This is a genomic window from Pseudomonas sp. DNDY-54 (assembly GCF_019880365.1).
In the GTDB taxonomy this organism is placed as follows: domain Bacteria; phylum Pseudomonadota; class Gammaproteobacteria; order Pseudomonadales; family Pseudomonadaceae; genus Stutzerimonas; species Stutzerimonas stutzeri_P.
Genome location: NZ_CP082271.1, coordinates 524581 through 547572 on the forward strand (window position 1 = coordinate 524581; position 22992 = coordinate 547572).

The window sequence follows — 22992 nt, forward strand, 5'->3', positions numbered from 1 at the left end:
CTCCTCAGGCGACAGCGCGGTTGGCGCTGACGTAGGCGGCCAGGCTGTCGACACTGGCGAAATGCTTGCGGGTGTCTTTGGCGTCCGCATCGATACGGATGCCGAAGCGCTTCTGGATTGCCAGGCCCAGCTCCAGCGCGTCGACCGAATCGAGCCCTAGCCCTTCGCCGAACAGCGGCTGGTCTGCCGCAATGTCATCCGGGCCGAGGTCTTCCAGACCCAGTGCGTCGATGATCAGTTGCTTGATTTCAAGCTGCAGTTGGCTCATCGAGTGCGAGCTCCTTTATGAAGTGTCGGTGCAGATGGTCATTGAGTCGCCGCGAGGCGATGGGTGCCGCGGCTTGCGCGGCGAACAGCTGCGGGTCGATGTCCTCACCGACACGCAGATGGAAATGAAAACGTCTTGCCGGAATCCGGTACCAGGGCTCAGCCTTGGTCAGCGTCGTCGGCGTGACGGTGATAACCACTGGCGTCACCAAGCGCGCGCCCCGCAGGGCGATAGCCGCCGCGCCGCGATGGAACTGCGGGGCCTGGCCGGGTGTGGTCCGAGTGCCTTCCGGAAAAATGATCAGCGTCTGGCCTTGCTGCAGTGCTGCAGCGGCGTCGTCGAGCATTTCGGCGCTGCCATTGTTACTGATGTACTGCGCGGCGCGGATCGGACCGCGGGTGAAGGGATTGTCCCACAGGCTTTGCTTGACCACACAGTTGGCATCGCGGATCAGGGCGATCAGGACGACCACGTCGATCAGAGAAGGGTGGTTGGCAATCACAAGTTGCCCTGGGCGGCCGAGCCGCTCGGCGCCTTCGACTTCGTACGTCAGCACACCGCTGCGATACATGAACTGCACAAACAACCAGAACAGTCGGCTGACCGTCTGGCGAGCACGAAGACGGCGTCTGGTTGCGTCGCCGGGGAGCAACCCGAGGAGAGGGAAAATAACCAGCCGCAGGCAGAGCCCCCCAAAACCGAAAAGAGCGAACGAAAGCCCAGTCGCGATCAGGCGCCACAGCCATGGCGCGTTTGGCCGATTGTTCAATGAGTCTGCTGCCAATTCCATTGGCGGCTCTCCCATCGATGCTGGAACGCGGACCAGCCATTGAGCAGCGCACCAATCAGTTCGATGGCATGCGGTCGCTTCGTTGAGGGCGTATCGGCGTCAGCAATCCCCAGGCTCAGTTGCCAGGTCCGCCCTGGCTTGAGCAGCAACGCCACGGCATAAGGAAAGCTGACGTCGCTGATCCAGGGTGAATAGATGTCTGGAGTCTGGTCTTCGGCCACCACCACCAGAACGGCAGGTGCTCCTTCGCTGAGCAGAAACGACGCCTCGAGCACGGCATGCTCCAGCCCGTCGCCTTCCGCAGCGAGCGCGGTCATTTCGCTGGTGTCCTTCTGCTGAATGGACCAGAGGCCGATAATCGCGTTGTGCACCGACAGGCTGAACTGCGTCGGGGAGAGGGGCTCACCACTCGCCAGGTCTTTGAGGATGGCGAAGGTGCGCGCGGTTTCGCCGTGGCGTGAGGCGTAGACCAGGGGCATTTCAGGTTGGCCAGCAGCCAGGGGCGTGGCGACCGTAAAGACCATGCGTGCCAGACGGCTGAGTCGCCGACGCTGCATGGCTGGCAGGAAGCTAACGTCCGGCTGCGCGTCACTGCTCGGCAAGTCGCACGGATTTCTGGCCCACTGCGCCCAGTCGTGCGCGCATGTCAAACCCGGAGCCCAGGCTTGCCATTGATCGATATCGAATTGAATCACGCGAGAACTCACCGGCTCGTTTGCGAGCCTTGTTGTTGGCGTGTCGACGTCCCTGTACAGCGACTATCGGTAAATTATCCGCCGTGAAAGTGGCGGCATTATCCAATCGCGTTCTGGCAGAGGCAAACGTTGCGTGAAATATCCTGATAAAAGGTAGGCTTGCTTCGCGGAACTGGGGCGGACTCACGCGGTCAGTTAAGAGTTTTCAGTTTGCGAGACAGCGCAATGCGGTCCCGCTTACCGCAACGCGCCGAATGGGATGTTGGAACGCGATTAGTCGTTCGATCCCTGGATGGCTCGTCAGATCCCCTGTTGTTTAAGCCATGCCATGAGCTGCGGCAGCGGTAGCGCGCCACTTTGGCGCGCAATCTCACGGCCGCCCTTGAACAGGATAAGACTGGGAATTGAGCGGATACCGAGTTGGGCCGACAGCTGCGGGCTGGCTTCGCTGTCCAGCTTTCCAAACCTGCATCGTCCGTGCAATTGGGCAGCTGCTTGGACGAAGGTCGGGGCGAAGCTTCGGCACGGCCCGCACCAGCTCGCCCATACATCCACCAGTAGCGGCAGGTCGCATTTAATCTGGTTAGCGAACTGGCTTTCTTGCATATCGAACGGCTTGCTGGGCAATGCTTCGGACTTGCATCGACCGCAGAGGGGCGCATCCTGCAGGCGATTGGCGGGAATGCGATTAAGGCTTGCGCACTGTGCGCATGGGACGATCAGCGAGTCAGACATGGCGAGGCTCCACAGCAGGATCTCCTAAATGTGGTGCCTCTCAGCCTGATATCAAGCATCTACCGGATCCGCCAAAGCTAATCCGCGTTGGCTGCATCCAGCGCCTGAGCCAAGTCGGCGAGAATGTCGTCGATGTGTTCGATGCCAATCGACAGGCGGATCAAGTCCTGGGACACCCCGGCCCGCTCGAGCTCTTCGGCATTCAACTGGCGATGCGTGGTGCTGGCGGGGTGGCACGCCAGCGATTTGGCATCGCCAATGTTGACCAGGCGCACGACGAGCTTGAGCGCATCGATAAAACGCGCGCCAGCCTGAATGCCGCCCTTGATTCCGAAGCAGAGAATCGACGCCGGGGTGCCGCGCATGTAGCGGCGCGCCAGCGCGTGCTCGGGGTGGTCGGCGAGCCCTGCGTATTTCACCCAAGCCACCTGCGGGTGCGTCTGCAGGTAGGTGGCGACCTTCATCGCGTTTTCGCAGTGCCGCTCCATGCGCAGCGCCAGCGTTTCCAAGCCCTGCAGGATCAGGAACGAATTGAACGGCGAAATCGCCGCGCCCATATTGCGCAGCGGCACCACCCGGCAGCGGCCGATGAAGGCAGCCGGGCCGAACGCCTCGGTGTAGGTGACGCCGTGATAGGACACGTCTGGCGTGTTGAGCAGCGCAAAGCGCTCCTTGTGCTGCGCCCAGGGGAACGAGCCGGAGTCGACGACGATGCCGCCGATGCTGGTGCCGTGGCCACCCATGTACTTTGTCAGCGAATGCACCACGATGTCGGCGCCATGCTCGATGGGTCGGCAGAGCATTGGCGTGGCGACCGTGTTATCCACAATCAGTGGCACACCGTGACGGTGCGCGGCGTCTGCCAGGGCTTGAAGATCGATGACGTTGCCGGCGGGGTTGCCAATCGACTCGCAAAACACGGCCTTAGTGCGTTCATCGATCAGGGACTCCAGCGCAGCGATGTCATCATGTGCGGCGAAGCGCACCTCGATGCCTTGGCGCGGCAGCGTATGGGCGAACAGGTTGTAGGTGCCGCCGTAGAGTTTGGCGACCGAGACAATGTTATCGCCCACTTCGGCGATGGTCTGGATGGCATAGGTGATCGCCGCCATTCCAGAGGCCACTGCCAGCGCAGCCACACCGCCCTCCAGTGCCGCCACGCGCTGCTCGAGCACATCGGTGGTGGGGTTCATGATGCGCGTGTAGATGTTGCCTGGAACCTTCAGATCAAACAGGTCCGCGCCATGCTGGGTATCGTCGAACGCATACGAGGTGGTTTGGTAGATCGGTACTGCGACCGCTCGGGTCGTCGGGTCCGGACTGTAACCCGCATGTATGGCGAGAGTTTCCAGTTTCATGGCGTGCTCCTTGTAGTTGTTCGTCGGCTCAAAGGCCAGAGAGCATGAAACTGAACGCCAACGCGGTCAATGACTCGGGGTGAAGGCTCTTGTCAGAGCGGCGTGAGCGGCCAGAACAGCGGTATCACCAACGTCGCGACAACCCAAAGCAGGAGGTTTAACGGGATGCCGACCTTGAGAAAGTCGGTGAAACGATAGCCGCCGGCGTTGTAGACGAAGGTGTTGGTCTGATAACCGATGGGCGTGGCGAAGCTGGCGCTGGCGGCAAACATCACGGCGACGACAAAGGCGCGCGGGTCAATGCCCAGCTGCTGCGCGAGGCCGATGGCGATCGGAGTCACCAGCACGGCGACGGCATTGTTGGACAGAATCTCAGTAAGCACTGACGTGAACAGGTAGAGAAACCCCAACATGAACAGCGGGCCCGCCCAAGGCGTCAGCGCTACCACGCTGGAGACAATCAGCTGGACCAGTCCGACCTTGTCCATTGCCACGCTAATAGCGAGCATCCCGAAGATGAGGCTAAGGATTTTCCAGTCCACGGCCTTGTAAGCATCTTCGACATCCAGGCAGCGGGTGGCCAGCACCGCCGCGGCGCCCATGATCGCCAGGCCCTCAATGGGCATCACGCCGAACGCTGCGAGCAGCAGCACCGCCAATGTCGTGCCGATGGCAATCGGTGCCTTGTCGCGCCGAAACGAGCGTTCTTGTACGGCGTTGAGGCTGATCAGCTCACCATTGTCTGCAAAGCGCTTGATCTGGGCTGGCGTGCCTTCGACCAACATCACATCACCGAACTGCAATTGGAAGTCGTCAAGATTGCCCTGGATGTTTTCATCCTGCCGATGCACTGCCAATACATTGATGCCGTAGCGGGCACTTAGGTCGAGGTCGCGCATCGGTCTGTGGCTGTAACGGGAATTGCGACCAACGATGGCTTCCGCGAGGACTTCATCCGCACTGCTGATGGTTTCGAATGCCTCGCCGCGGTTGAAGGTCAGATGGCCGCTGCCCCTTAGTTCGACGACATCCTTCACCTGTCCGTGGATTACCAGCACATCACCCGCCAGCAAGCTGAAGTCCTCCTCCGGTCGGCTGTGCAGATGAACGCCACGGTTGACCTGTAGCACCCGCAAGCCGCTGCCGCCGTTGAGGTTGGCTTCAGCAATGCTCTTGCCTATCACTGGCGAGCCCTGCGGGACGCGGAGCTCACTCATGAAGGTGCGATCGAGCCTCGGTCCGAGCAGCTTGGAAAGCGTGTCTCGCTCGGGCAGTAGGCGCTTGCCGATGGTCATCATGTACACCATGCCGGCCGCGGCGAGCACTAGCGCGGCGCCGGTGATCTCGAACATGCCAAACGGCTCAAGACCGGCCTTGCGTGCCACGCCATCTACCAGGATGTTGGTGGACGTGCCGATCATCGTCAGCGTGCCGCCGAGAATCGTGGCGTAGGAAAGCGGGATCAGCAATTTCGATGGTGTGGTGCCGGCGCGCTTGGCCAGTGAGATGGCCACTGGCGTCAGAATCGCGACGACAGGCGTGTTGTTAAGGAAGGCAGAAATGACCAGCGCGGTAATCGTCAGTCCGCCGAGCACGCGGGTCGGGCTGGTGCCGACGAGCCCGCCCAGCCAATTACCCAGCGCATCGATGCAACCGGTGCGCTCGAGCGCCGCGGAAATAACGAACATGCACGCGATGGTGACGGGCGCGGAATTGGACAGAACGCCGAGCACTTCCGCTGGGGTCAGTAACTGGCTTGCGATCAACACCGCTACGGCGATCGCCACCACGATATCCGGGCTCCATGTCTCTCGCACGAATGACACCAGAACCCAAATCAACAAGGCGCAGACGAACAGGAGCGGTAGCGGTTCGGAAAGCATGAACGTCCTTAACGTGTCGTAACGACCCACTATCGACAGTGGCCCCGCGCGAACGATAGGGGGCATGCCTTAGAGAGTCTAGGAACGTTTTTGGATGTTTATATGCTTTTTAGCTATTTGCATGGCTCGAGTCGATTTTGCGTCAATCAAACTCAAGCAAGCGGCCTTTTGTTGCGGGCTGCGCCTAGAAAATGCAGCGACATAGAGCTGGTGAAACTTGGTGCAAATCGACGTTTCGTTTTCCAGCTTCCGCTTACCCGCAGCTAGCGTGTGTGATCGGCAGTGTCCAACTCGCTAATCAACATGCCGCATGAAACCTGGAAAAGCTGGCCCCCGCGCTTGATGGTGAGCGGCGTCCGCCTCGCGATAACGGCGCCGTTTCCGAGCATGCGGTCGATATGGGTGCGCAATTGGTGATATTGCCTGACGTAGTCTCGGTTCATCTCGGTCCCCTGGCTCGTATTTCAAGGCTCAGGGGATATGACCCTCGATCACTCGTTTCGTTGACTCATAATCGCAGGCGTCCGTTCTCGCTTCGTCTCACTGCAGGTTTATAAGTGGGCGGTCTGTGGCATCATTTAGCCACTAAGAGGCTCAGTCGAGCTTCCAGCCGCCTGAGAAAAACGCCCATGAACCAACATGCCATGCCCGTATTGATCGCGTTCTTGAGCGTAGCGGGTATAGCGGCCTTTTTGCTGCGCCGCGCATTTACGGAGTTGAACGTGCAACGGCTGAAGAGTCGAGCCGATGCATGTCCGGCCACGTCCAGTCCGGACGGGAAAACGGGTGGAGAGCCTAAAACAATGTGAGCACCGTTCGAGCGCTGCCGGACGGCAATCACTGCGTAGCCGCGGTTGGCCCTGACGCTATGCGATGGTTGTATCAGTGCCGCTGTGCTGGTCATATCAGCCAATTGCACAGGACAAAGAAAAAGCCGCGCAATGCGCGGCTTTGGAGTTGGTGGGCCCACACGGACTCGAACCGTGGACCAAAGGATTATGAGTCCTCTGCTCTAACCAACTGAGCTATAGGCCCTCAGAGGCCGGCGGATTATACCGGGGCTGTTGCGCGTGCGCCAAGTGAAGCTCAACGTACGTTGTTGATTTATCTAATGCTGAATGCAAAACCCCCGGCGTGAGCCGGGGGTTCTGGTTTACTCGTCGAGGAAGGAGCGCAGATGCTCGCTTCTCGTCGGGTGGCGCAGCTTGCGTAGCGCCTTGGCTTCTATCTGCCGGATCCGCTCACGTGTGACATCGAACTGTTTACCGACTTCCTCGAGGGTGTGGTCGGTGTTCATATCGATGCCGAAGCGCATGCGCAGTACCTTGGCTTCGCGGGCAGTGAGGCCGGAGAGGACTTCGCGAGTGGCTTCCTTGAGGCTCTCCACGGTCGCCACGTCGATTGGCGATTGCATGGCGGAGTCTTCAATGAAGTCGCCCAGGTGCGAGTCTTCGTCGTCACCGATCGGGGTTTCCATGGAGATCGGCTCTTTGGCGATCTTCAGGACCTTGCGGATCTTGTCCTCGGGCATTTCCATGCGCTCGCCAAGCTCCTCAGGGGTGGGTTCGCGACCCATTTCCTGCAGCATCTGACGGGAGATGCGGTTGAGCTTGTTGATCGTCTCGATCATGTGTACCGGGATACGGATGGTCCGCGCCTGGTCAGCAATGGAGCGAGTGATTGCCTGGCGAATCCACCAGGTCGCATAGGTCGAGAACTTGTAGCCGCGACGGTATTCGAACTTGTCCACCGCCTTCATCAGGCCGATGTTGCCTTCCTGAATCAGGTCGAGGAACTGCAGGCCGCGGTTGGTGTACTTCTTGGCGATGGAGATGACCAGACGTAGGTTCGCCTCGACCATCTCTTTTTTCGCCCGGCGAGCCTTGGCTTCACCGATGGACATGCGGCGGTTGATGTCCTTGATGTCGGCAATAGCCAACACACACTCTTCTTCCAGCGCGAGCAGCTTTTGCTGACAACGCTGAATGTCTTCCTTGCGTGCGGCGATCGCTTCGGCGTACTTGCCTTTGCCGCTGGCCAGCTTATCGGCCCAGCCCAGGTCAGTTTCGTTGTTCGGGAACTGGCGCAGGAAGTCAGCGCGCGGCATACGTGCATCGCGGACACAGATCTGCATGATGGCGCGTTCCTGGGCGCGAATCTGGCTCAGGGCACTGCGTACACGCTCAACCAACGCATCGTACTGCTTGGGAATGAGCTTGATCGGCATGAACAGTGTAGCCAGTTCTTGCAGGGCATCTGTCGCCTGCTGGCTGCCACGGCCGTGTTTCTTCAGGGCTTTCTTGGCGACGTCCAATTGTTCGGCAACGGCACCGAAGCGAACGCGAGCGACTTCTGGATCCGGGCCGCCATCGCCTTCTTCCTCGTCGTCGGAATCGTCGTCTTCCTCGTCGTCCTTATCATCGCCAGCCGGCTTCGCCGCCGCCTGAGGTGTGACGGGCTCGACTTCCTGCTGCGGGCCGGCTGCGCCGTCGTCGTCAGGGTCGATATAACCGCTAAGAATGTCAGAGAGGCGACCGCCTTCGGTGGTGACGCGCTCGTAGTCAGCGAGAATGCTGTCCACAGTGCCCGGAAAATGGGCAATGGCGCTCATCACCTCTCGAATGCCTTCCTCGATGCGTTTGGCGATTTCGATCTCGCCTTCGCGGGTAAGCAGTTCGACGGTGCCCATTTCACGCATATACATGCGTACGGGATCGGTAGTGCGGCCGATGTCAGTTTCAACAGCGGCAAGCGCCGCTGCCGCTTCTTCGGCTGCGGCTTCATCGGTATCGGCTTCGGCCAGCAACAGGGCATCGGCATCCGGGGCAACCTCGAATACATTGATACCCATGTCGTTGATCATGCGAATGATGTCTTCCACCTGTTCCGGATCGGAAATATCCTCCGGTAGGTGGTCATTGACCTCGGCGTAAGTCAGGTAACCCTGCTCACGGCCACGCTGGATCAATTCTTTGAGACGGGACTGCTGTTGCGCTTTTCCGGACATATAACCCTATCCACTGACGGTTCTGGCGGGCTGAAAACAAGCTGAGCATTATAGCTGAGCAGGGACCTCACGCGCCAGTTGAGGTCGATTTAGGGCGCCTCTACAAACTATCTGCGTTGGCAATACTGCGTCAAAAACAGGCTTGGACTGCTCATTTAGACCACTAAACTCCGCGTCCTCGCCTGTTTTTTCCTTGTCTTGCCTGCCTCGCCTACGTTTTTAGAGGAGCCCTATAGCGGGTGTTAAGTTGCGATTTAGCAGGTTGCGCAGCTGCTCCTTTTCTTCTGCGCTGAGGTCGCCTTGGCGAGCCTTGCGTAGCAACGTTTCGAGGCTGCGCTCGCGTTGTCGGGTGGCAAGGCTTGTTATGGTGTCGAAAAACTGTTGTTCAAGGTTATCGGCCGAGATTAGCCATTCTTTCTCAGCAAGTGCCCGTAAAAGGCGCCCTTGGTCGGTTCCATGCCAGCGTGCAATCAATTGCAGGCTGCGCAGCTTCGGATTCTTTTGCAGTGTGCCGAGAAGTGCGACGAGTAACTGCGCGTATGTGTCGTCTTCCGCCGCAAAGTGGCTGACATCTTCGACCTTCTGCGCAAGCTCCGGGTGATGCAGCAGCGTGCGCAGCGTAGTCAGTGCCGGTGGTTCTACCGTTGACGATGTTCTCGGTGCACGTGATCTTAAGTCTGGACGCTGGCCGGGCTTTTTCCAGTCTTTCTTCCACTCTTTCTTGCCGCTTTGCTTCTTTGGGGTCGCCTCTGGTGGCGCGTAATAGTCGTCTTCGCTTCCGGGGCTGGTGTCGTAATAGACGTTGTCATCGTATTGCGGGGCGGCGTGCGCCGGCGCGGCACTCATCTGCTGAAGCGCTTCGCTATGCAGGCCGGTGATCTCTCCGAGGCGCTGACGCATCAATGCGCGCAGGTTGGCGCCAGGTATTTTTTCGATGAGCGGCGCGGCCAGCGTGGCCAGATGGGCCTTGCCTTCCAGCGAGCGCGGATCTGCTTCTTCGCAAAGCTGCTGGAAGAAGTAGTCGGCCAGCGGCTGAGCGTGTTGCTGTATTCGTGCCCTGAAGGCGTCGGTGCCTTCGCTGCGTACCAGCGTATCCGGGTCTTCGCCGTCTGGAAGGAAAAGGAAGCGCGCTCGTCGCCCGTCCTGAAGGTTGGGTAGCGCTGACTCCAATGCGCGCCAGGCGGCCTTGCGGCCTGCTGCGTCACCGTCGAAACAGAACAGCACGCTGGGTACGATGCGATAGAGGCGCTTGAGATGCTCGTCGCTCGTAGCGGTGCCCAGCGTGGCGACGGCGTTGCGCAGGCCCTGTTGTGCCAGTGCGATGACATCCATATAGCCTTCAACGACCATGATTTCGTCCAGGTCGCGGCTGGCTTTGCGTGCTTCGTAAAGGCCGTATAGCTCCTGGCCTTTGTGGAAAACCGGCGTTTCCGGTGAGTTGAGGTACTTGGGCTTGTCATCGCCAAGTACTCGGCCGCCAAACGCAATAACGCGTCCGCGGCTGTCCCGTATGGGGAACATCACTCTGTCACGAAACCGGTCATAGCTTCTGCCGGTCTCGGCATTTTCAATCAGCAAGCCCGCGTCAATCATTGCTTTCTGTTGAAGGGCGTCACCACCCAGGTGCTTTAACAGATTGTCCCAGCCGGGGGGCGCGAAACCGAGACCGAAATCCCTGGCAATGACGCCGGACAGTCCCCGGCCCTTGAGGTATTCCACTGCAGCCTTGCGTGCAGGGTGTCCCTTTAGCGCCTGTCGATAGTAGGTGGCAGCCGATTCGAGCAGCGGGTAGAGCGGAGAGTCCACAGGCTGGCGAGGCTTGCGCCCTGGGCCGCTTTCTCCGCGTGGAACCTCCATGCCTGCTCGCTTGGCCAGTTCCTCGACCGCCTGGGGGAATTCCAGGCTGTCGTGATCCATGATGAAGCCGAGTGCATTGCCGCCGGCGCCGCAACCGAAGCAGTAGTAGAACTGCTTGTCCGGGCTGACGCTGAAGGAGGGCGTCTTTTCCTTGTGAAAGGGGCAGCACGCCGTGTAATTCTTGCCCGCTTTTTTCATTTGGATGCGCGAACTCACCACTTCGACGATGTCGGAGCGGTTGAGCAGATCATCAATGAAGGATTGCGGGATCAAGCCGGCCATAGGGGTATGAGAATACGCTCGCAGTGTTCAGGCCGGAATGAAAAAAACTCCGACCATTCGCCGGCCGGCGAAGCGGAGTCTTTTCCAAATGCAAAGCCCGGCTTTGGCCGGGCTTGAAGCAGCGTCAGCAGTACTGGATCAGTACAGGCGAACGCTGCGGCGCTGTTCGCGCTGCACTTTCTTGGCGTGACGCTTAACTGCGGCAGCGGCTTTACGCTTGCGCTCGGCAGTAGGCTTTTCGTAGAACTCACGGCTGCGGACTTCGGCCAGAACACCGGCCTTTTCGCAAGAGCGCTTGAAGCGACGCAGAGCTACGTCGAATGGTTCGTTCTCTTTGACTTTAACGTTGGGCATCCAGGACGTACCTTCACTTGTTTACCGGTTACAACGCGCTTCGGCAAATATCGCGAGCACGCTGGTTTTAAGGGTTGCGGATGTTAACGCCTTGCCGCTTGGAATGCAAAGCCCCCTGATCGAAAAGCGCTGGTCGGTCGCTAGGCCCGGCGATTAATATGCGCGGCTTCATTCGCTTCTTTGAAAGGGTCGTGCCCATGCTGGTGCTGGGGCTGGAAACTTCATGTGATGAAACTGGCGTCGCGCTCTATGACAGCGAGCAAGGGCTGCTGGCTGATGCATTGTTCAGTCAGATCGACCTGCACCGCGTCTATGGCGGCGTCGTGCCTGAGCTGGCCTCGCGCGATCACGTCAAGCGCATGCTGCCGCTGATCCGTCAGGTGCTTGCCGAGGCCGGGCGCGAATCCAGCGACATCGATGCGGTTGCCTACACGGCGGGCCCCGGTCTGGTTGGTGCCTTGCTGGTCGGTGCGTCCTGTGCGCAGGCGATGGCCTTTGCCTGGGGCGTGCCGGCAGTGGGTGTGCATCATATGGAAGGTCATCTGCTGGCGCCGATGCTTGAAGCGCAGCCGCCATCGTTTCCCTTCGTGGCATTGCTGGTCTCCGGCGGTCATACGCAGCTGGTCAGGGTCGATGGCATCGGTCGCTACGAACTCTTGGGCGAGTCGGTGGACGACGCCGCCGGTGAGGCGTTCGACAAAACGGCGAAGCTGATGGGGCTGCGTTACCCAGGTGGTCCTGAAATCGCCCTGCTCGCCGAGCGAGGCACCCCGGGCCGCTTCCTCTTTCCTCGCCCCATGACCGATCGGCCGGGACTGGATTTCAGCTTTAGCGGACTTAAAACCTCCACGCTCACGACTTGGCAGCAATGCCGTAACGCCGGTGACGACGGCGAACAGACCCGTTGTGACATTGCCTTGGCGTTTCAGCAGGCGGTGGTCGAAACGCTGACCATCAAATGCCGACGCGCTTTGCAGCAGACGGGCTTGAACAGTCTGGTCATCGCGGGCGGTGTGAGCGCCAACCTCGCATTACGTCAAAGCCTCGAAGCCATGCTCGGAGAGCTGAAGGGACAGGTGTTTTATGCACGGCCACGTTTCTGTACCGACAATGGTGCGATGATCGCGTACGCCGGCTGCCAGCGATTGATGGCCGGGCAGCGGGACGGGCCGGAGATTTCCGTGCAGGCACGCTGGCCGATGGAGACGCTGGCGGCGTTATGAGCCGCTTGCTGCTTAGAAGTGCCGCTCTGTACCCGCAAGCAGGCTGCGGAGGTTGTTCCGGTGACGCCAGACGATCAGGCTGCCCAGCAGTGCCATCGGCCAGAGCGCGTCAGGTTGTTTCCAGGCCAGAAAGGGCAGGCATAGCGGTAATGCGGCAAGCGCAGCAATCGAGCTGGTGCGGGTCACCTTGAATGCCACCAGCCAGATGGTCAGCGCGAGTAGCGCGGTCGGCGGGTGCAGGCCGAGCAGGGCGCCCGCAGCAGTGGCCACACCCTTGCCGCCGCGAAAGCGGAAGTACAAGGGGTAGAGGTGACCCAATACGGCCGCTAGCGCTATCCAGGCTTGTTGCTGCACGGACATGCCGAGGGTGGCGGCAAGCAGCACAGGAAACAGGCCCTTGAGCAGATCGCCGAATAGCGTGCCAATGGCCAGCCCTTTGCCGGCGAGCCGCAGCATATTGGTGGCGCCGGGGTTGCCGGAGCCGCTGGCGCGTGGGTCAGGTGCGCCTGTCAGGCGACTGAGTAGAATGGCGAATGACAGTGAACCGGTCAGATAGGCGAGCAGTGTCAGTTGCCAGAACATGGCATCCATCCGGGGCAAGGAGCTCCTGAGTCTAACGGCGTGCAGCGACATTGTCCTGCTGCGGGAGAGAGTGGCTTGGATACAGTTTTCATCGAAGGCCTGGAAGTGGATACGCTGATTGGCGCCTATGATTGGGAGCGCGGCATTCGGCAGTGTCTGCGTCTGGATCTGAACCTTGGTTGGGATATACGACCGGCCGCAGAGAATGACGAGCTGAGCAAGGCGTTGGACTACGCACAAGTGACGGCCGCCATCGACCAGTTCGCTCGCGCGTCACGCTTCGAGCTGGTGGAGACGTTCGCCGAGCGGTTGGCTGCCACGCTGATGAGTCGATTCGGCATCCCTTGGCTGCGGCTACGCGTCACCAAGCCGGGCGTCAATACGCGCGCATCGGCCCTGGGCGTGGAGATCGAACGCGGATGCCGCTGACACGCGTACTGCTCGGCCTCGGCAGTAATAACCGCCGCGAACAGAACCTGACCGCCGGTCTCGATGCGCTGGAGGAGCTGCTCGGCGACCTGCGCTGCTCGCCGGTTTTTGAAAGCCATGCGGTCGGGTACAAGGGCGACAATTTCTATAATCTGGTCGTTTGCGGAACCACTGAGCTGCCGCTGATGGAATTGGACCGTCGCCTGAAGTTCATCGAAGCGGACAATGGTCGCTATGCACCGGACCGCAAAGGCTTGCCACTGGATATCGACGTGTTGATGTACGACGATCTGGTGGGCAACTTTCACGGCCTGCGGCTGCCGAGACCGGAGACGCTGAAAAATGCGTTCGTGCTCTGGCCGCTGGCGCTACTGGTGCCGGACGTTATGCACCCCGGCGTTGGCCGGAGCTTCGCAGAGCTCTGGCGGGATTCGGTTATCGCACAGCAGCTATGGCCGGTGCCGTTTCGTTGGCGCGGAAAAGAACTGACGCCAGCTACGCTGCTGCCGCCCAGTCCCAGTCCCAGTCCCAGACCCTAACCGGCAAGCTTGCGGCCTGTGTGGAATGCCATCGAGCGCCGCGCAGCCATGGCGTCTCACACCACACACGCCTGACACCTACGCCGTAATCAGTAGGACGCCTGCTGGTCCTGATACTGCTGGATTGCGCGCAGCCGTTCTCGTTTAAGCGCCTCGCCCAGTTCCGCGCCCTTGTAACCCTGCTCGATCAACGGCTTCACCGGCACGCCGCGAGCGGCGTCGGCGGCGCCGCGCAGGTAATCGGTTTGAAGATCCTCATACGGTGGGTGGCCGGTGCGATCCAAGGCATCCATTTCGCAAACTGCCAGGAAATGCTCGAAGCGTTCCGGGCGTCGATAGATGTCGAAGCGTTGAAGCAGTTCGAAGAGCTCTGATGCTGACAGCGCTGCCGCCTTATTTGCTTGGGTATGAAACTCACCGGCCAGCATGGCAAGTTCCTGGCATTCACGCGGTACCTTAAAGCGAGCGTTGATCGCTGCGATTGGTTGCAATGCGGTCTCAGCAGACTCTCGGCCATCCCCAGCTGGAGTCGTCTCGCTCAAATATTGCAGCAGGCAGGCCCAGCGCACCGGCAGCGGCTGATCTTGTCCCGCGCATTGGCGCAACACATTGAGAACATGACTACCAATGTCGGTCCCGGATGCGTTGGGGGCCGCCGGCGAACGGCTGAACAATGAGTCGAGTTCTGGAAACAACTCCTGCAAAGCGCCGCATTCACGGAGCGCGGTGACGAACACGTCGGGCCGCGGCTCCATAAGCGCCCTGGAAATCTCTTTCCAGCTGCGCTCCGGTGTCAATGCCAGGAGTTCGCCCGACGCGGCGAGCTGGCTCATCAACGCCAGGGTTTCGGCTGCGACGGTGAAACCGAGCTCGGCATAGCGTGCGGCAAAGCGAGCCACACGCAAGACCCTGAGCGGATCCTCGGCGAAGGCAGGGGAAACGTGTCGGAGTTGGCGAGCGGCAAGGTCGCCCTGGCCATCGTAGGGGTCAATGAGATTGCCCTGTTGATCTTCGGCCATGGCATTGATCGTCAGGTCGCGACGGATCAGGTCTTCCTCGAGCGTCACGTCTGGGCTGGCGTAAAAGGTGAAGCCCCCATAACCGCGGCCACTCTTGCGCTCGGTGCGGGCCAGCGCGTACTCCTCGCCAGATGTCGGGTGCAGAAATACCGGAAAATCCGCGCCGACCGGGCGAAACCCTTCCGCTTGCATGTCCTCAGCGCTGGAGCCAACCACGACCCAGTCCACTTCGGTTACCGGCCGCCCCAGCAACCGATCCCGTACTGCGCCGCCGACTTTGTAGATCTGCATGTGTTCCTCCGTTGCGGCGGAGGATAAACGAAAGTACCGCAGCAGCAAGCTGCGGTGGGTTCCGGTTGATCTGGCGAAACGCGCGCCGCTCAGATTGGCGGCAACGCCAGGTTTATCCCGGGAAATTTATTTTCGACGTCCGGCTCAACCCGCGGTGGCATGTGGTGCGTGGTGACCAACTTGTCGTCCTGCATCGACTGAAGGTGTACGTCGAACCCCCAGAGCCTGTGCAAGTGCTTAAGCACCTCATCGGTGGAGCTGCCCAGCGGCTTACGATCGTGTTGCTGGTGGCGCAGCGTCAGCGAGCGATCGCCGCGGCGGTCGACGCTCCATATCTGAACGTTGGGCTCACGGTTACCGAGGTTGTACTGCGCCGCCAGAAGCTCACGAATGGCGTGGTAGCCGTTCTCGTCATGGATCGCCGGGACCAGCAACTCGTCCTTGTGGTCGTCGTCGAGAATGCTGAACAGCTTGAGATCCCGAATTACCTTTGGCGACAGGAATTGAAGGATGAAGCTCTCATCCTTGAAGTTGTTCATCGCGAATTTCACCGTGGTCAGCCAGTCGCTGCCAGCGATGTCGGGGAACCAGCGCTTGTCTTCCTCGGTGGGGTGTTCGCATATCCGGCGAATGTCCTGATACATGGCGAACCCCAGCGTGTAAGGGTTGATGCCACTGTAGTACGGGCTGTCGAAGCCGGGCTGATAGATTACGCTGGTGTGAGACTGAAGGAACTCCATCATGAAGCCATCAGTCACCAGTCCTTCGTCGTACAGATCATTGAGCAGCGTGTAATGCCAGAACGTCGCCCAGCCTTCGTTCATGACCTGGGTTTGGCGCTGTGGATAGAAATATTGCGCGATCTTGCGCACGATACGCACCACTTCGCGCTGCCAGGGCTCAAGCAGCGGCGCGTGCTTCTCGACGAAGTACAGGATGTTTTCCTGAGGTTCGGATGGGAAACGCTGGTCGCGGGTGCGCTCGTCACCTTTTTCGCCGAACTTGGGAATGGTCCGCCAGAGATCATTGATCTGCCGTTGCAGATGCTCCTCGCGGTCCTTCTGGCGTCGACGTTCTTCCTCGGCGGAGATGGGGTAGGGGCGCTTGTAGCGATCCACGCCGTAGTTCATCAGCGCATGGCAGGAATCGAGCAGGTCTTCCACCGCATCGATGCCGTGGCGCTCCTCGCACTGCATGATGTACTGCTTGGCAAACACCAGGTAATCGATGATCGAGCTGGCGTCGGTCCAGGTGCGGAACAGGTAGTTACCTTTGAAAAAGCTGTTGTGTCCGTAGCTGGCATGGGCAATCACCAGCGCCTGCATGGTGATGGTGTTTTCTTCCATCAGGTAAGCGATGCAGGGATCGGAATTGATCACGATCTCGTAGGCCAGGCCCATCTGCCCGCGTGTATAGGATTTCTCCGTGCTGAGGAAATGCTTGCCGTAGGACCAATGGTGATAGCCCAGCGGCATGCCCACCGAGGCGTAAGCATCCATCATCTGCTCGGCGGTAATGACCTCGATCTGGTTCGGGTAGGTGTCCAGCGCGTAGCGTTCGGCAATACGGCCGATCTCGCGGTCGTAGGCGCGGATCAGCTCGAAGGTCCATTCCGAGCCGGTGGAAATGGGCTGTCGTTTCATGCTGCGTACCTCAGCTAGCCATGCGCCGCTGGAAGAGTTCGCGGAACACCGGGTAGATGTCTCCGGCCGTCACCAATTGCTGCTGGGCGAACGAGTCACCGAAGGCTTCGGCCACCTGGTTGTATTCGTACCACAGCGCCTGATGTTCGCGAGGCGTGATTTCCACGTAGGTAAAATACTGGACGAACGGCATGATCTGGTTGATCAGGATGTCTCGGCAGATGGGCGAGTCATCGTTCCAGTTGTCGCCGTCCGACGCTTGCGCTGCATAAATATTCCACTCGTTCGCCGGGTAACGCTCGGCCATGATTTCCTGCATCATTTTCAGGGCGCTGGAGACGATGGTGCCTCCGGTTTCCCGTGAATAGAAGAACTCTTCCTCGTCGACTTCCTTCGCACTGGTGTGGTGCCGGATGAACACGACGTCAATCTTGTCGTAGTTCCGCTTGAGGAAAAGATACAGCAGGATGAAGAAGCGCTTGGCGATGTCCTTGGTGGCTTGGGTCATGGAGCCGGAGACGTCCATCAGACAGAACATCACCGCTTTTGAACTGGGATTGGGCTGCTTGACCAGCAGGTTGTACTTGAGGTCAAACGTGTCGAGAAACGGGACGCGGTGGATCCGAGCACTGAGCCGTTCGATTTCTTCTTCTGCCGCCTGAATGTCGGTGAAATTGGCGGGCTCTTCGAGCTTCAGCCGCGCTAACTCGGCCTTGACCTCGCGCAGCTTGGCGCGGCTACTGCCTGACAAGGCGATACGTCGCGCGTGGGCCGAGCGCAGAGTACGGACGATGTTGATGCGCGACGGGTTGCCTTCGTTGCTGATGCCCGCGCGGACCGTCTTGAAGGTGTCGGTGCCCGTGAGATGACGCTTGACCAGATTGGGCAGCTCAAGGTCTTCGAACATGAAATCGAGGAACTCTTCCTGGGTGATCTGGAACACGAAGTCATCCATGCCCTCGCCTGAATTGCTCGCCTGCCCTGCGCCCTGGCCGCCACCGCCGCCTTGGGGGCGGGGAATTCGCTCACCCGCGACAAACTCCTTGTTCCCTGGATGGACGATTGTCTGCCGGCCACCTCGTCCGTGATGCAGGATCGGTTCGTCGATATCGCGACCGGGGATGCTGATTTGCTCGCCGTGTTCCATGTCAGTAATGGAGCGGCGTCCCACAGCCTCTTCGACCGCTTTCTTGATATGCCCTCGGTATCGCTGCAGGAATCGCTGGCGATTCACTGTGCTCTTGTTCTTGCCGTTAAGACGGCGGTCGATCACGTAACTCATAGGCCCCTCCGGGGCCAGCTGCAGGCGCTAAGCTACAAGCTGGCCGTGCGGACTATCGGTTCGCGCCGGGGTCCCGGCGCGAAGGAACGGCTTGCCGCTCAAAGCTTGCCGCTTGAAGCTGCTTTACTGCGATTTACGTACCCGCAGATACCATTCCGATAGCAGACGTACCTGTTTTTCGGTATAGCCGCGCTCGACCATGCGCACGACGAAGTCGTTGTGCTTCTTCTGATCCTCCTTGCTGGCCTTTGCGTTGAAGCTGATGACCGGGAGCAGATCCTCGGTGTTGGAGAACATCTTCTTCTCGATCACCACGCGCAGCTTCTCGTAGCTGAGCCAGGACGGATTCTTGCCGTTGTTGTTCGCCCGAGCCCGCAATACGAAGTTGACGATTTCGTTGCGGAAGTCTTTCGGATTGCTGATGCCAGCCGGCTTCTCGATCTTTTCCAGCTCTTCGTTAAGCGCGGCGCGGTTGAGGATTTCCCCGGTCTCGGGATCGCGATACTCCTGATCCTGGATCCAGAAATCCGCATAGAGCACGTAGCGATCGAAGATGTTCTGGCCGTACTCGCTGTACGACTCGAGATAAGCGGTCTGAATCTCCTTGCCGATGAAGTCGACGTAGCGCGGTGCGAGGTATTCCTTGATGAAGCGTAGATACCGCTCGCGCACCTCGGCCGGAAACTGCTCCTGCTCGATCTGCTGCTCCAGCACATAAAGCAGGTGCACCGGGTTGGCGGCGATCTCGTGCGGATCGAAGTTGAACACTTTGGACAAAATCTTGAAGGCGAAGCGAGTCGACAGTCCGTTCATGCCTTCGTCGACGCCGGCGGTGTCGCGGTATTCCTGGATCGACTTTGCTTTGGGATCGGTGTCCTTGAGGTTCTCACCGTCATAAACCCGCATCTTCGAATAGATGTTGGAGTTCTCCGGCTCCTTCAGGCGGCTCAATACGGAGAACTGAGCCAACATTTTCAGCGTGTCGGGCGCGCAATGGGCTTTCGACAGTGAGCTGTTGAACAGCAGTTTGTCGTAGATCTTGATCTCGTCAGTCACCCGCAGGCAGTACGGCACTTTGACGATATAGATACGGTCGATAAACGCTTCGTTGTTTTTGTTGTTGCGGAAGGTGTGCCATTCCGACTCGTTGGAGTGGGCCAGCAGAATACCGTTGTAGGGAATCGCGCCGAGGCCTTCGGTGCTGTTGTAGTTACCTTCCTGGGTGGCAGTCAGCAGCGGATGCAGCACCTTGATCGGCGCCTTGAACATCTCCACGAATTCCATCATGCCCTGGTTGGCACGGCAGAGCGCCCCGGAGTAGCTGTACGCGTCGGCGTCGTTCTGCGGAAATTCCTCCAGCTTACGAATATCGACCTTGCCCACCAGGGCGGAAATGTCCTGGTTGTTCTCGTCCCCCGGCTCGGTCTTGGCGATCGCGATCTGGTTGAGGATCGATGGGTACAGCTTCACAACGCGGAACTGGCTGATGTCTCCGCCAAACTCCTGCAGGCGCTTGGTGGCCCAGGGCGACATGATCGAGTTCAGGTAGCGGCGGGGGATGCCGTAGTCTTCTTCGAGAATCTGCGCATCTTCGGCCGGATTGAACAGGCCCAACGGCGACTCGAAAACCGGTGATCCCTTGATGGCGTAAAAGGGCACCTTTTCCATCAGCTGCTTGAGCTTTTCGGCGAGAGATGACTTGCCGCCACCCACGGGACCCAGGAGATAGAGAATCTGTTTCTTCTCTTCCAGACCCTGAGCGGCATGGCGGAAGTACGAGACGATCTGGTCGATACAGTCTTCCATGCCATGGAAGTCCTCGAACGCCGGGTAGCGGCGGATCACCTTATTGGAAAAGATGCGCGACAGTCTCGAGTCGGCGGAGGTGTCGATCAGCTCGGGTTCACCGATGGCCATCAACAGGCGCTCGGCGGCGGTGGCGTAGGTTCCCCGGTCTTCCTTGCACAGGTCGAGGTACTCCTGAAGCGAGTATTCCTCCTGACGGGTTGCTTCGAATCGTTGTTGGAAATGGCTGAAAATGCTCATGACTTCACCTCGGACGATGCGCGGAGCCGGTGTTGTCATCAGGCATTCAGGTGCGGCCGATTGATCGGCCTGCGGAGTCCCCCCGAACACCTAATGGTCGAAAACCTGAGGCCGGTAGCCGGTACACGGCTTTCTCCTGTTTGGATGGCCTGAACTGAAGGATAGTTCGGATTCAACAAATTCAAGGGGCGAGGGCGGTTTTTACCGCTGCGTTTCGTCGGATGGGAGGCGCAAGGCCGCGCGATACGAGGCCTCGGAAGGCAGATTATTTTAGTGCGAATCGCTTGTTTCAACGTCTTGCGGGAACGTCTGGCGCCATAACTCGAACCCGCCGTCCAGGCTATAGACGTCCGAAAAACCTTGATTGGCCAGATACGCCGCCGCGCTTTGGCTGGAGTGGCCGTGGTAACAGGTCACGACGAGTGGATGATCAAGATCCGCTCCCGCGATGAAGTCAGGCAGCGATTGGTTGTCGAGATGTGTCGAACCCGCAATGTGGCCGCTGGCGTAGCTCTGAGGGTCGCGAATGTCGACGATCACGCCGCCTTCGCTGCGCAGCGCCTGAGCTTGCTCTGGGGTGATGCGTTTGAATTCAGTCATCGGTTGCCTCGCAATCGCAGCGGTACATTTCGCCGCTCTCGATATTCATCAGTGTCATGGTGTTGCCCCATACGCAGCCGGTATCCAGCGCGTAGACGTTGGGTTCGTCGCAGTGACCTTCCAACGCGGCCCAATGCCCAAAAATGATTTTGCAGCCTCGGGTTTTACGGTTGGCATGGCTAAACCAAGGCGCAAACCCCTGGGGTGCCGAGTCGAGCCCCTCCTTGGCTTGCAGGTCGAGCGTGCCGTCAGCCTTGCAGAACCGCATGCGAGTGAAATAGTTCGTGATTAGGCGTAGCCGCGGTACCCCGTGCAACTCTTTGTCCCACTTGGCCGGCTGGTTGCCGTACATGCCGTCCAGGAACGGCGGCAGCAAGGCGTCGTCACGCAGCGCATGTTCCACTTCCGCGGCGCGCCTGAGCGCTTTGGTCAATGTCCACTGCGGTGGGATGCCCGCGTGGACCATCGTTGTCTCTCGTTCCGTGTCGTGATGGATCAGCTTCTGCTGGCGCAGCCAGTCGATCAGGTCCGTTCGGTCGGGTGCCTCGAGAATGGGTGTGAGGGTGTCCGAGCGCTTCAGTCGTTCGATATTGTGCGCAACGGCTAGCAGGTGCAGATCATGGTTGCCCAGCACGGTGATGGCCGAACTGCCCAGATCACGTACGAAACGCAGGGCCTCGAGGGACTGCGGGCCTCGGTTGACCAAGTCTCCGGCGAGCCAAAGACAGTCCCGCGAGGGGCTGAAGTCGACTCGCTCAAGCAAACAGCGAAGTGGTTCGAGGCAACCTTGCAGGTCGCCGACAGCGTATGTAGTCAATGCAATGCTCCGGGCACGGCCAGCCGGAAGGGGGCGATCACGGCATCGAAGCGTTGGCCATCTTCCGCAAGCATTTGATAACTGCCTTGCATCGTTCCGACGCGTGAGGTCATCAGCGTTCCGCTGGTATAGACATGGCGTTGGCCCGGCGCGATTACCGGTTGTTCGCCAACCACGCCCTCTCCACGTACCTCCTGCACCTGACCATCGCCATCGGTGATGATCCAGTGGCGAGACAGCAGCTGTACGGTGAGCTGACCCTTGTTTTCGATCGTTACCCTGTAGGCAAAGGCATAACGGCTTTGTTCCGGCTGCGACTGGTCGGCCAAATAAGCCGGGCTGACGCTCACGTCGATCCAGTAGCGGAGGTCCTCAGGCATATTGACTCCTTGCTGGTGGGTTCGCCTTCAGACACGGGCGGAAAGTTGGTCTGACAATCTTACGAACGCTGCCAGGTCGAGCTGTTCCGGGCGCAGGCTACCGTCGACATTGGCCGCCGCGATGGCGTCTGCGTCGAGCAAGCCCTTTAGCGTGTTGCGCAGTGTCTTGCGGCGCTGGTTGAACGCTTGGCGGACGACCGTTTCCAGCTGACGATGATCTTTTGCAGGGTGGGGCAGCACGTCGTGCGGTACCAGGCGGACGATGGCTGAATCAACCTTGGGCGCGGGGTTGAAGGCGCCCGGACCGACGTCGAAGAGGTGCTCAACGCGGCAGTGGTACTGAACCATGATCGACAGGCGCCCCCAGTCACCGCCGCCTGGCGCTGCGGCCAGACGCTCGACGACTTCTTTCTGCAGCATGAAGTGCATGTCGCGGATCAGTGCGGCGTGATCGAGTAAGTGAAAGATCAGCGGCGTGGAAATGTTGTACGGCAAGTTTCCGACGATGCGCAGGCTGCCAGGCGCTTGGCTCAGTTCGGCAAAATCGAATTTCAGCGCATCGCCCTGATGCAACGAGAAATTTTCCCGCTCCGCAAACTTGTGCTGAAGGATCGGAATGAGGTCTAGATCCAGCTCGACCACATCCAGGTGCGCACCGCTGTCGATCAAGCCTTCGGTCAAGGCGCCTTGGCCCGGGCCAATCTCCACCATGCGCTCGCCCGATTTGGCGTGGATGGCGCGAAGGATGCGGTGAATCACGCCGGCATCATGGAGGAAGTTCTGGCCGAAACGCTTTCGCGCCCGGTGTTGATAGTTATCGGACATGGACTGCAGTACCCAGGAGCAACGTCAAGCGAGCAGCCTGACGCTGGAAGCGAAAAGGCGTGCAGTTTAACAGGTGCAATCACCAAG

21 protein-coding genes and 1 tRNA gene are annotated in these 22992 nt (G+C 59.5%); 3 read left to right on the forward strand and 19 right to left on the reverse strand.

Going from position 1 to position 22992, the window contains the following annotated elements; translation table 11 throughout:
* Positions 1–4: 4 nt before the first annotated feature.
* The 10 genes from K4O48_RS02475 to rpsU form a co-directional block, all read right to left on the reverse strand.
* Positions 5–268, reverse strand: a complete 264-nt coding sequence (locus K4O48_RS02475) for a phosphopantetheine-binding protein (RefSeq protein WP_222910607.1) — start codon at positions 266–268, stop codon at positions 5–7.
* Positions 249–1058 (reverse strand): 1-acyl-sn-glycerol-3-phosphate acyltransferase, encoded by an 810-nt coding sequence (locus K4O48_RS02480; RefSeq protein WP_222910608.1) that lies wholly within the window; start codon positions 1056–1058, stop codon positions 249–251. Before K4O48_RS02480 ends, K4O48_RS02475 begins: the two co-directional genes overlap by 20 nt.
* Positions 1034–1753, reverse strand: a complete 720-nt coding sequence (locus K4O48_RS02485; RefSeq protein WP_222910609.1) for a beta-ketoacyl synthase chain length factor — start codon at positions 1751–1753, stop codon at positions 1034–1036. Before K4O48_RS02485 ends, K4O48_RS02480 begins: the two co-directional genes overlap by 25 nt.
* Positions 1754–2053: 300 nt before the next feature.
* Positions 2054–2488 carry a thioredoxin TrxC gene (gene trxC / locus K4O48_RS02490; protein WP_222910610.1) on the reverse strand — a complete coding sequence of 145 codons (435 nt, stop codon included), beginning with the start codon at positions 2486–2488 and terminating at the stop codon, positions 2054–2056.
* 77 nt (positions 2489–2565) lie between these two features.
* On the reverse strand, positions 2566–3846 hold the full coding sequence (locus tag K4O48_RS02495) for a bifunctional O-acetylhomoserine aminocarboxypropyltransferase/cysteine synthase (protein ID WP_222910611.1): 1281 nt from the start codon (positions 3844–3846) through the stop codon (positions 2566–2568).
* A gap of 92 nt (positions 3847–3938) precedes the next feature.
* Entirely contained in the window at positions 3939–5729 is a 1791-nt protein-coding gene (locus tag K4O48_RS02500) for an SLC13 family permease (protein WP_222910612.1), read from the reverse strand.
* Between the two features lie 958 nt (positions 5730–6687).
* Positions 6688–6764 (reverse strand) — tRNA-Ile (locus K4O48_RS02505).
* A gap of 118 nt (positions 6765–6882) precedes the next feature.
* Positions 6883–8736: an RNA polymerase sigma factor RpoD gene (rpoD, locus tag K4O48_RS02510; protein ID WP_222910613.1), complete on the reverse strand. Its 1854-nt coding sequence runs from the start codon at positions 8734–8736 to the stop codon at positions 6883–6885.
* A 219-nt stretch (positions 8737–8955) separates the two neighbouring features.
* Positions 8956–10875: a DNA primase gene (gene dnaG / locus K4O48_RS02515; protein WP_222910614.1), complete on the reverse strand. Its 1920-nt coding sequence runs from the start codon at positions 10873–10875 to the stop codon at positions 8956–8958.
* A 138-nt stretch (positions 10876–11013) separates the two neighbouring features.
* Positions 11014–11229, reverse strand: coding sequence for a 30S ribosomal protein S21 (gene rpsU / locus K4O48_RS02520; RefSeq protein ID WP_003283508.1), 216 nt, complete (start codon positions 11227–11229; stop codon positions 11014–11016).
* A gap of 197 nt (positions 11230–11426) precedes the next feature.
* On the opposite strand from rpsU, the gene tsaD reads away from it, so the two are divergent.
* Complete coding sequence (gene tsaD, locus K4O48_RS02525; protein ID WP_222911959.1) at positions 11427–12452, forward strand: tRNA (adenosine(37)-N6)-threonylcarbamoyltransferase complex transferase subunit TsaD; 1026 nt, start codon at positions 11427–11429, stop codon at positions 12450–12452.
* Positions 12453–12464: 12 nt separating this feature from the next.
* On the opposite strand, the gene plsY is transcribed toward tsaD, so the two are convergent.
* Positions 12465–13034 carry a glycerol-3-phosphate 1-O-acyltransferase PlsY gene (plsY, locus tag K4O48_RS02530; protein WP_222910615.1) on the reverse strand — a complete coding sequence of 190 codons (570 nt, stop codon included), beginning with the start codon at positions 13032–13034 and terminating at the stop codon, positions 12465–12467.
* A 75-nt stretch (positions 13035–13109) separates the two neighbouring features.
* Between plsY and folB the strand changes: the two genes are divergently transcribed.
* Complete coding sequence (folB, locus tag K4O48_RS02535; protein ID WP_222910616.1) at positions 13110–13463, forward strand: dihydroneopterin aldolase; 354 nt, start codon at positions 13110–13112, stop codon at positions 13461–13463.
* Positions 13454–14002 (forward strand): 2-amino-4-hydroxy-6-hydroxymethyldihydropteridine diphosphokinase, encoded by a 549-nt coding sequence (folK, locus tag K4O48_RS02540; RefSeq protein ID WP_222910617.1) that lies wholly within the window; start codon positions 13454–13456, stop codon positions 14000–14002. Before folB ends, folK begins: the two co-directional genes overlap by 10 nt.
* A gap of 89 nt (positions 14003–14091) precedes the next feature.
* Here folK and K4O48_RS02545 read toward each other — a convergent pair whose 3' ends face one another.
* The 8 genes from K4O48_RS02545 to rsmA all read right to left on the reverse strand — a co-directional run bounded on the left by K4O48_RS02545 (position 14092) and on the right by rsmA (position 22905).
* On the reverse strand, positions 14092–15312 hold the full coding sequence (locus K4O48_RS02545) for a multifunctional CCA addition/repair protein (RefSeq protein ID WP_222910618.1): 1221 nt from the start codon (positions 15310–15312) through the stop codon (positions 14092–14094).
* Between the two features lie 89 nt (positions 15313–15401).
* Complete coding sequence (locus K4O48_RS02550; RefSeq protein WP_222910619.1) at positions 15402–16955, reverse strand: SpoVR family protein; 1554 nt, start codon at positions 16953–16955, stop codon at positions 15402–15404.
* A 10-nt stretch (positions 16956–16965) separates the two neighbouring features.
* The gene (locus K4O48_RS02555) at positions 16966–18237 is read right to left on the reverse strand and encodes a YeaH/YhbH family protein (protein ID WP_222910620.1); all 1272 of its coding nucleotides are present in this window, start codon (positions 18235–18237) and stop codon (positions 16966–16968) included.
* 123 nt (positions 18238–18360) lie between these two features.
* Entirely contained in the window at positions 18361–20283 is a 1923-nt protein-coding gene (locus K4O48_RS02560; RefSeq protein WP_222910621.1) for a PrkA family serine protein kinase, read from the reverse strand.
* Between the two features lie 270 nt (positions 20284–20553).
* Positions 20554–20883, reverse strand: coding sequence for a thiosulfate sulfurtransferase GlpE (gene glpE / locus K4O48_RS02565; protein WP_222910622.1), 330 nt, complete (start codon positions 20881–20883; stop codon positions 20554–20556).
* Positions 20876–21700, reverse strand: a complete 825-nt coding sequence (locus tag K4O48_RS02570; protein ID WP_222910623.1) for a symmetrical bis(5'-nucleosyl)-tetraphosphatase — start codon at positions 21698–21700, stop codon at positions 20876–20878. The genes glpE and K4O48_RS02570 overlap by 8 nt, the downstream gene beginning before the upstream one ends.
* Entirely contained in the window at positions 21697–22080 is a 384-nt protein-coding gene (gene apaG / locus K4O48_RS02575; RefSeq protein WP_222910624.1) for a Co2+/Mg2+ efflux protein ApaG, read from the reverse strand. The genes K4O48_RS02570 and apaG overlap by 4 nt, the downstream gene beginning before the upstream one ends.
* A 27-nt stretch (positions 22081–22107) precedes the next feature.
* Positions 22108–22905, reverse strand: coding sequence for a 16S rRNA (adenine(1518)-N(6)/adenine(1519)-N(6))-dimethyltransferase RsmA (rsmA, locus tag K4O48_RS02580; protein ID WP_222910625.1), 798 nt, complete (start codon positions 22903–22905; stop codon positions 22108–22110).
* Positions 22906–22992: the final 87 nt, after the last annotated feature.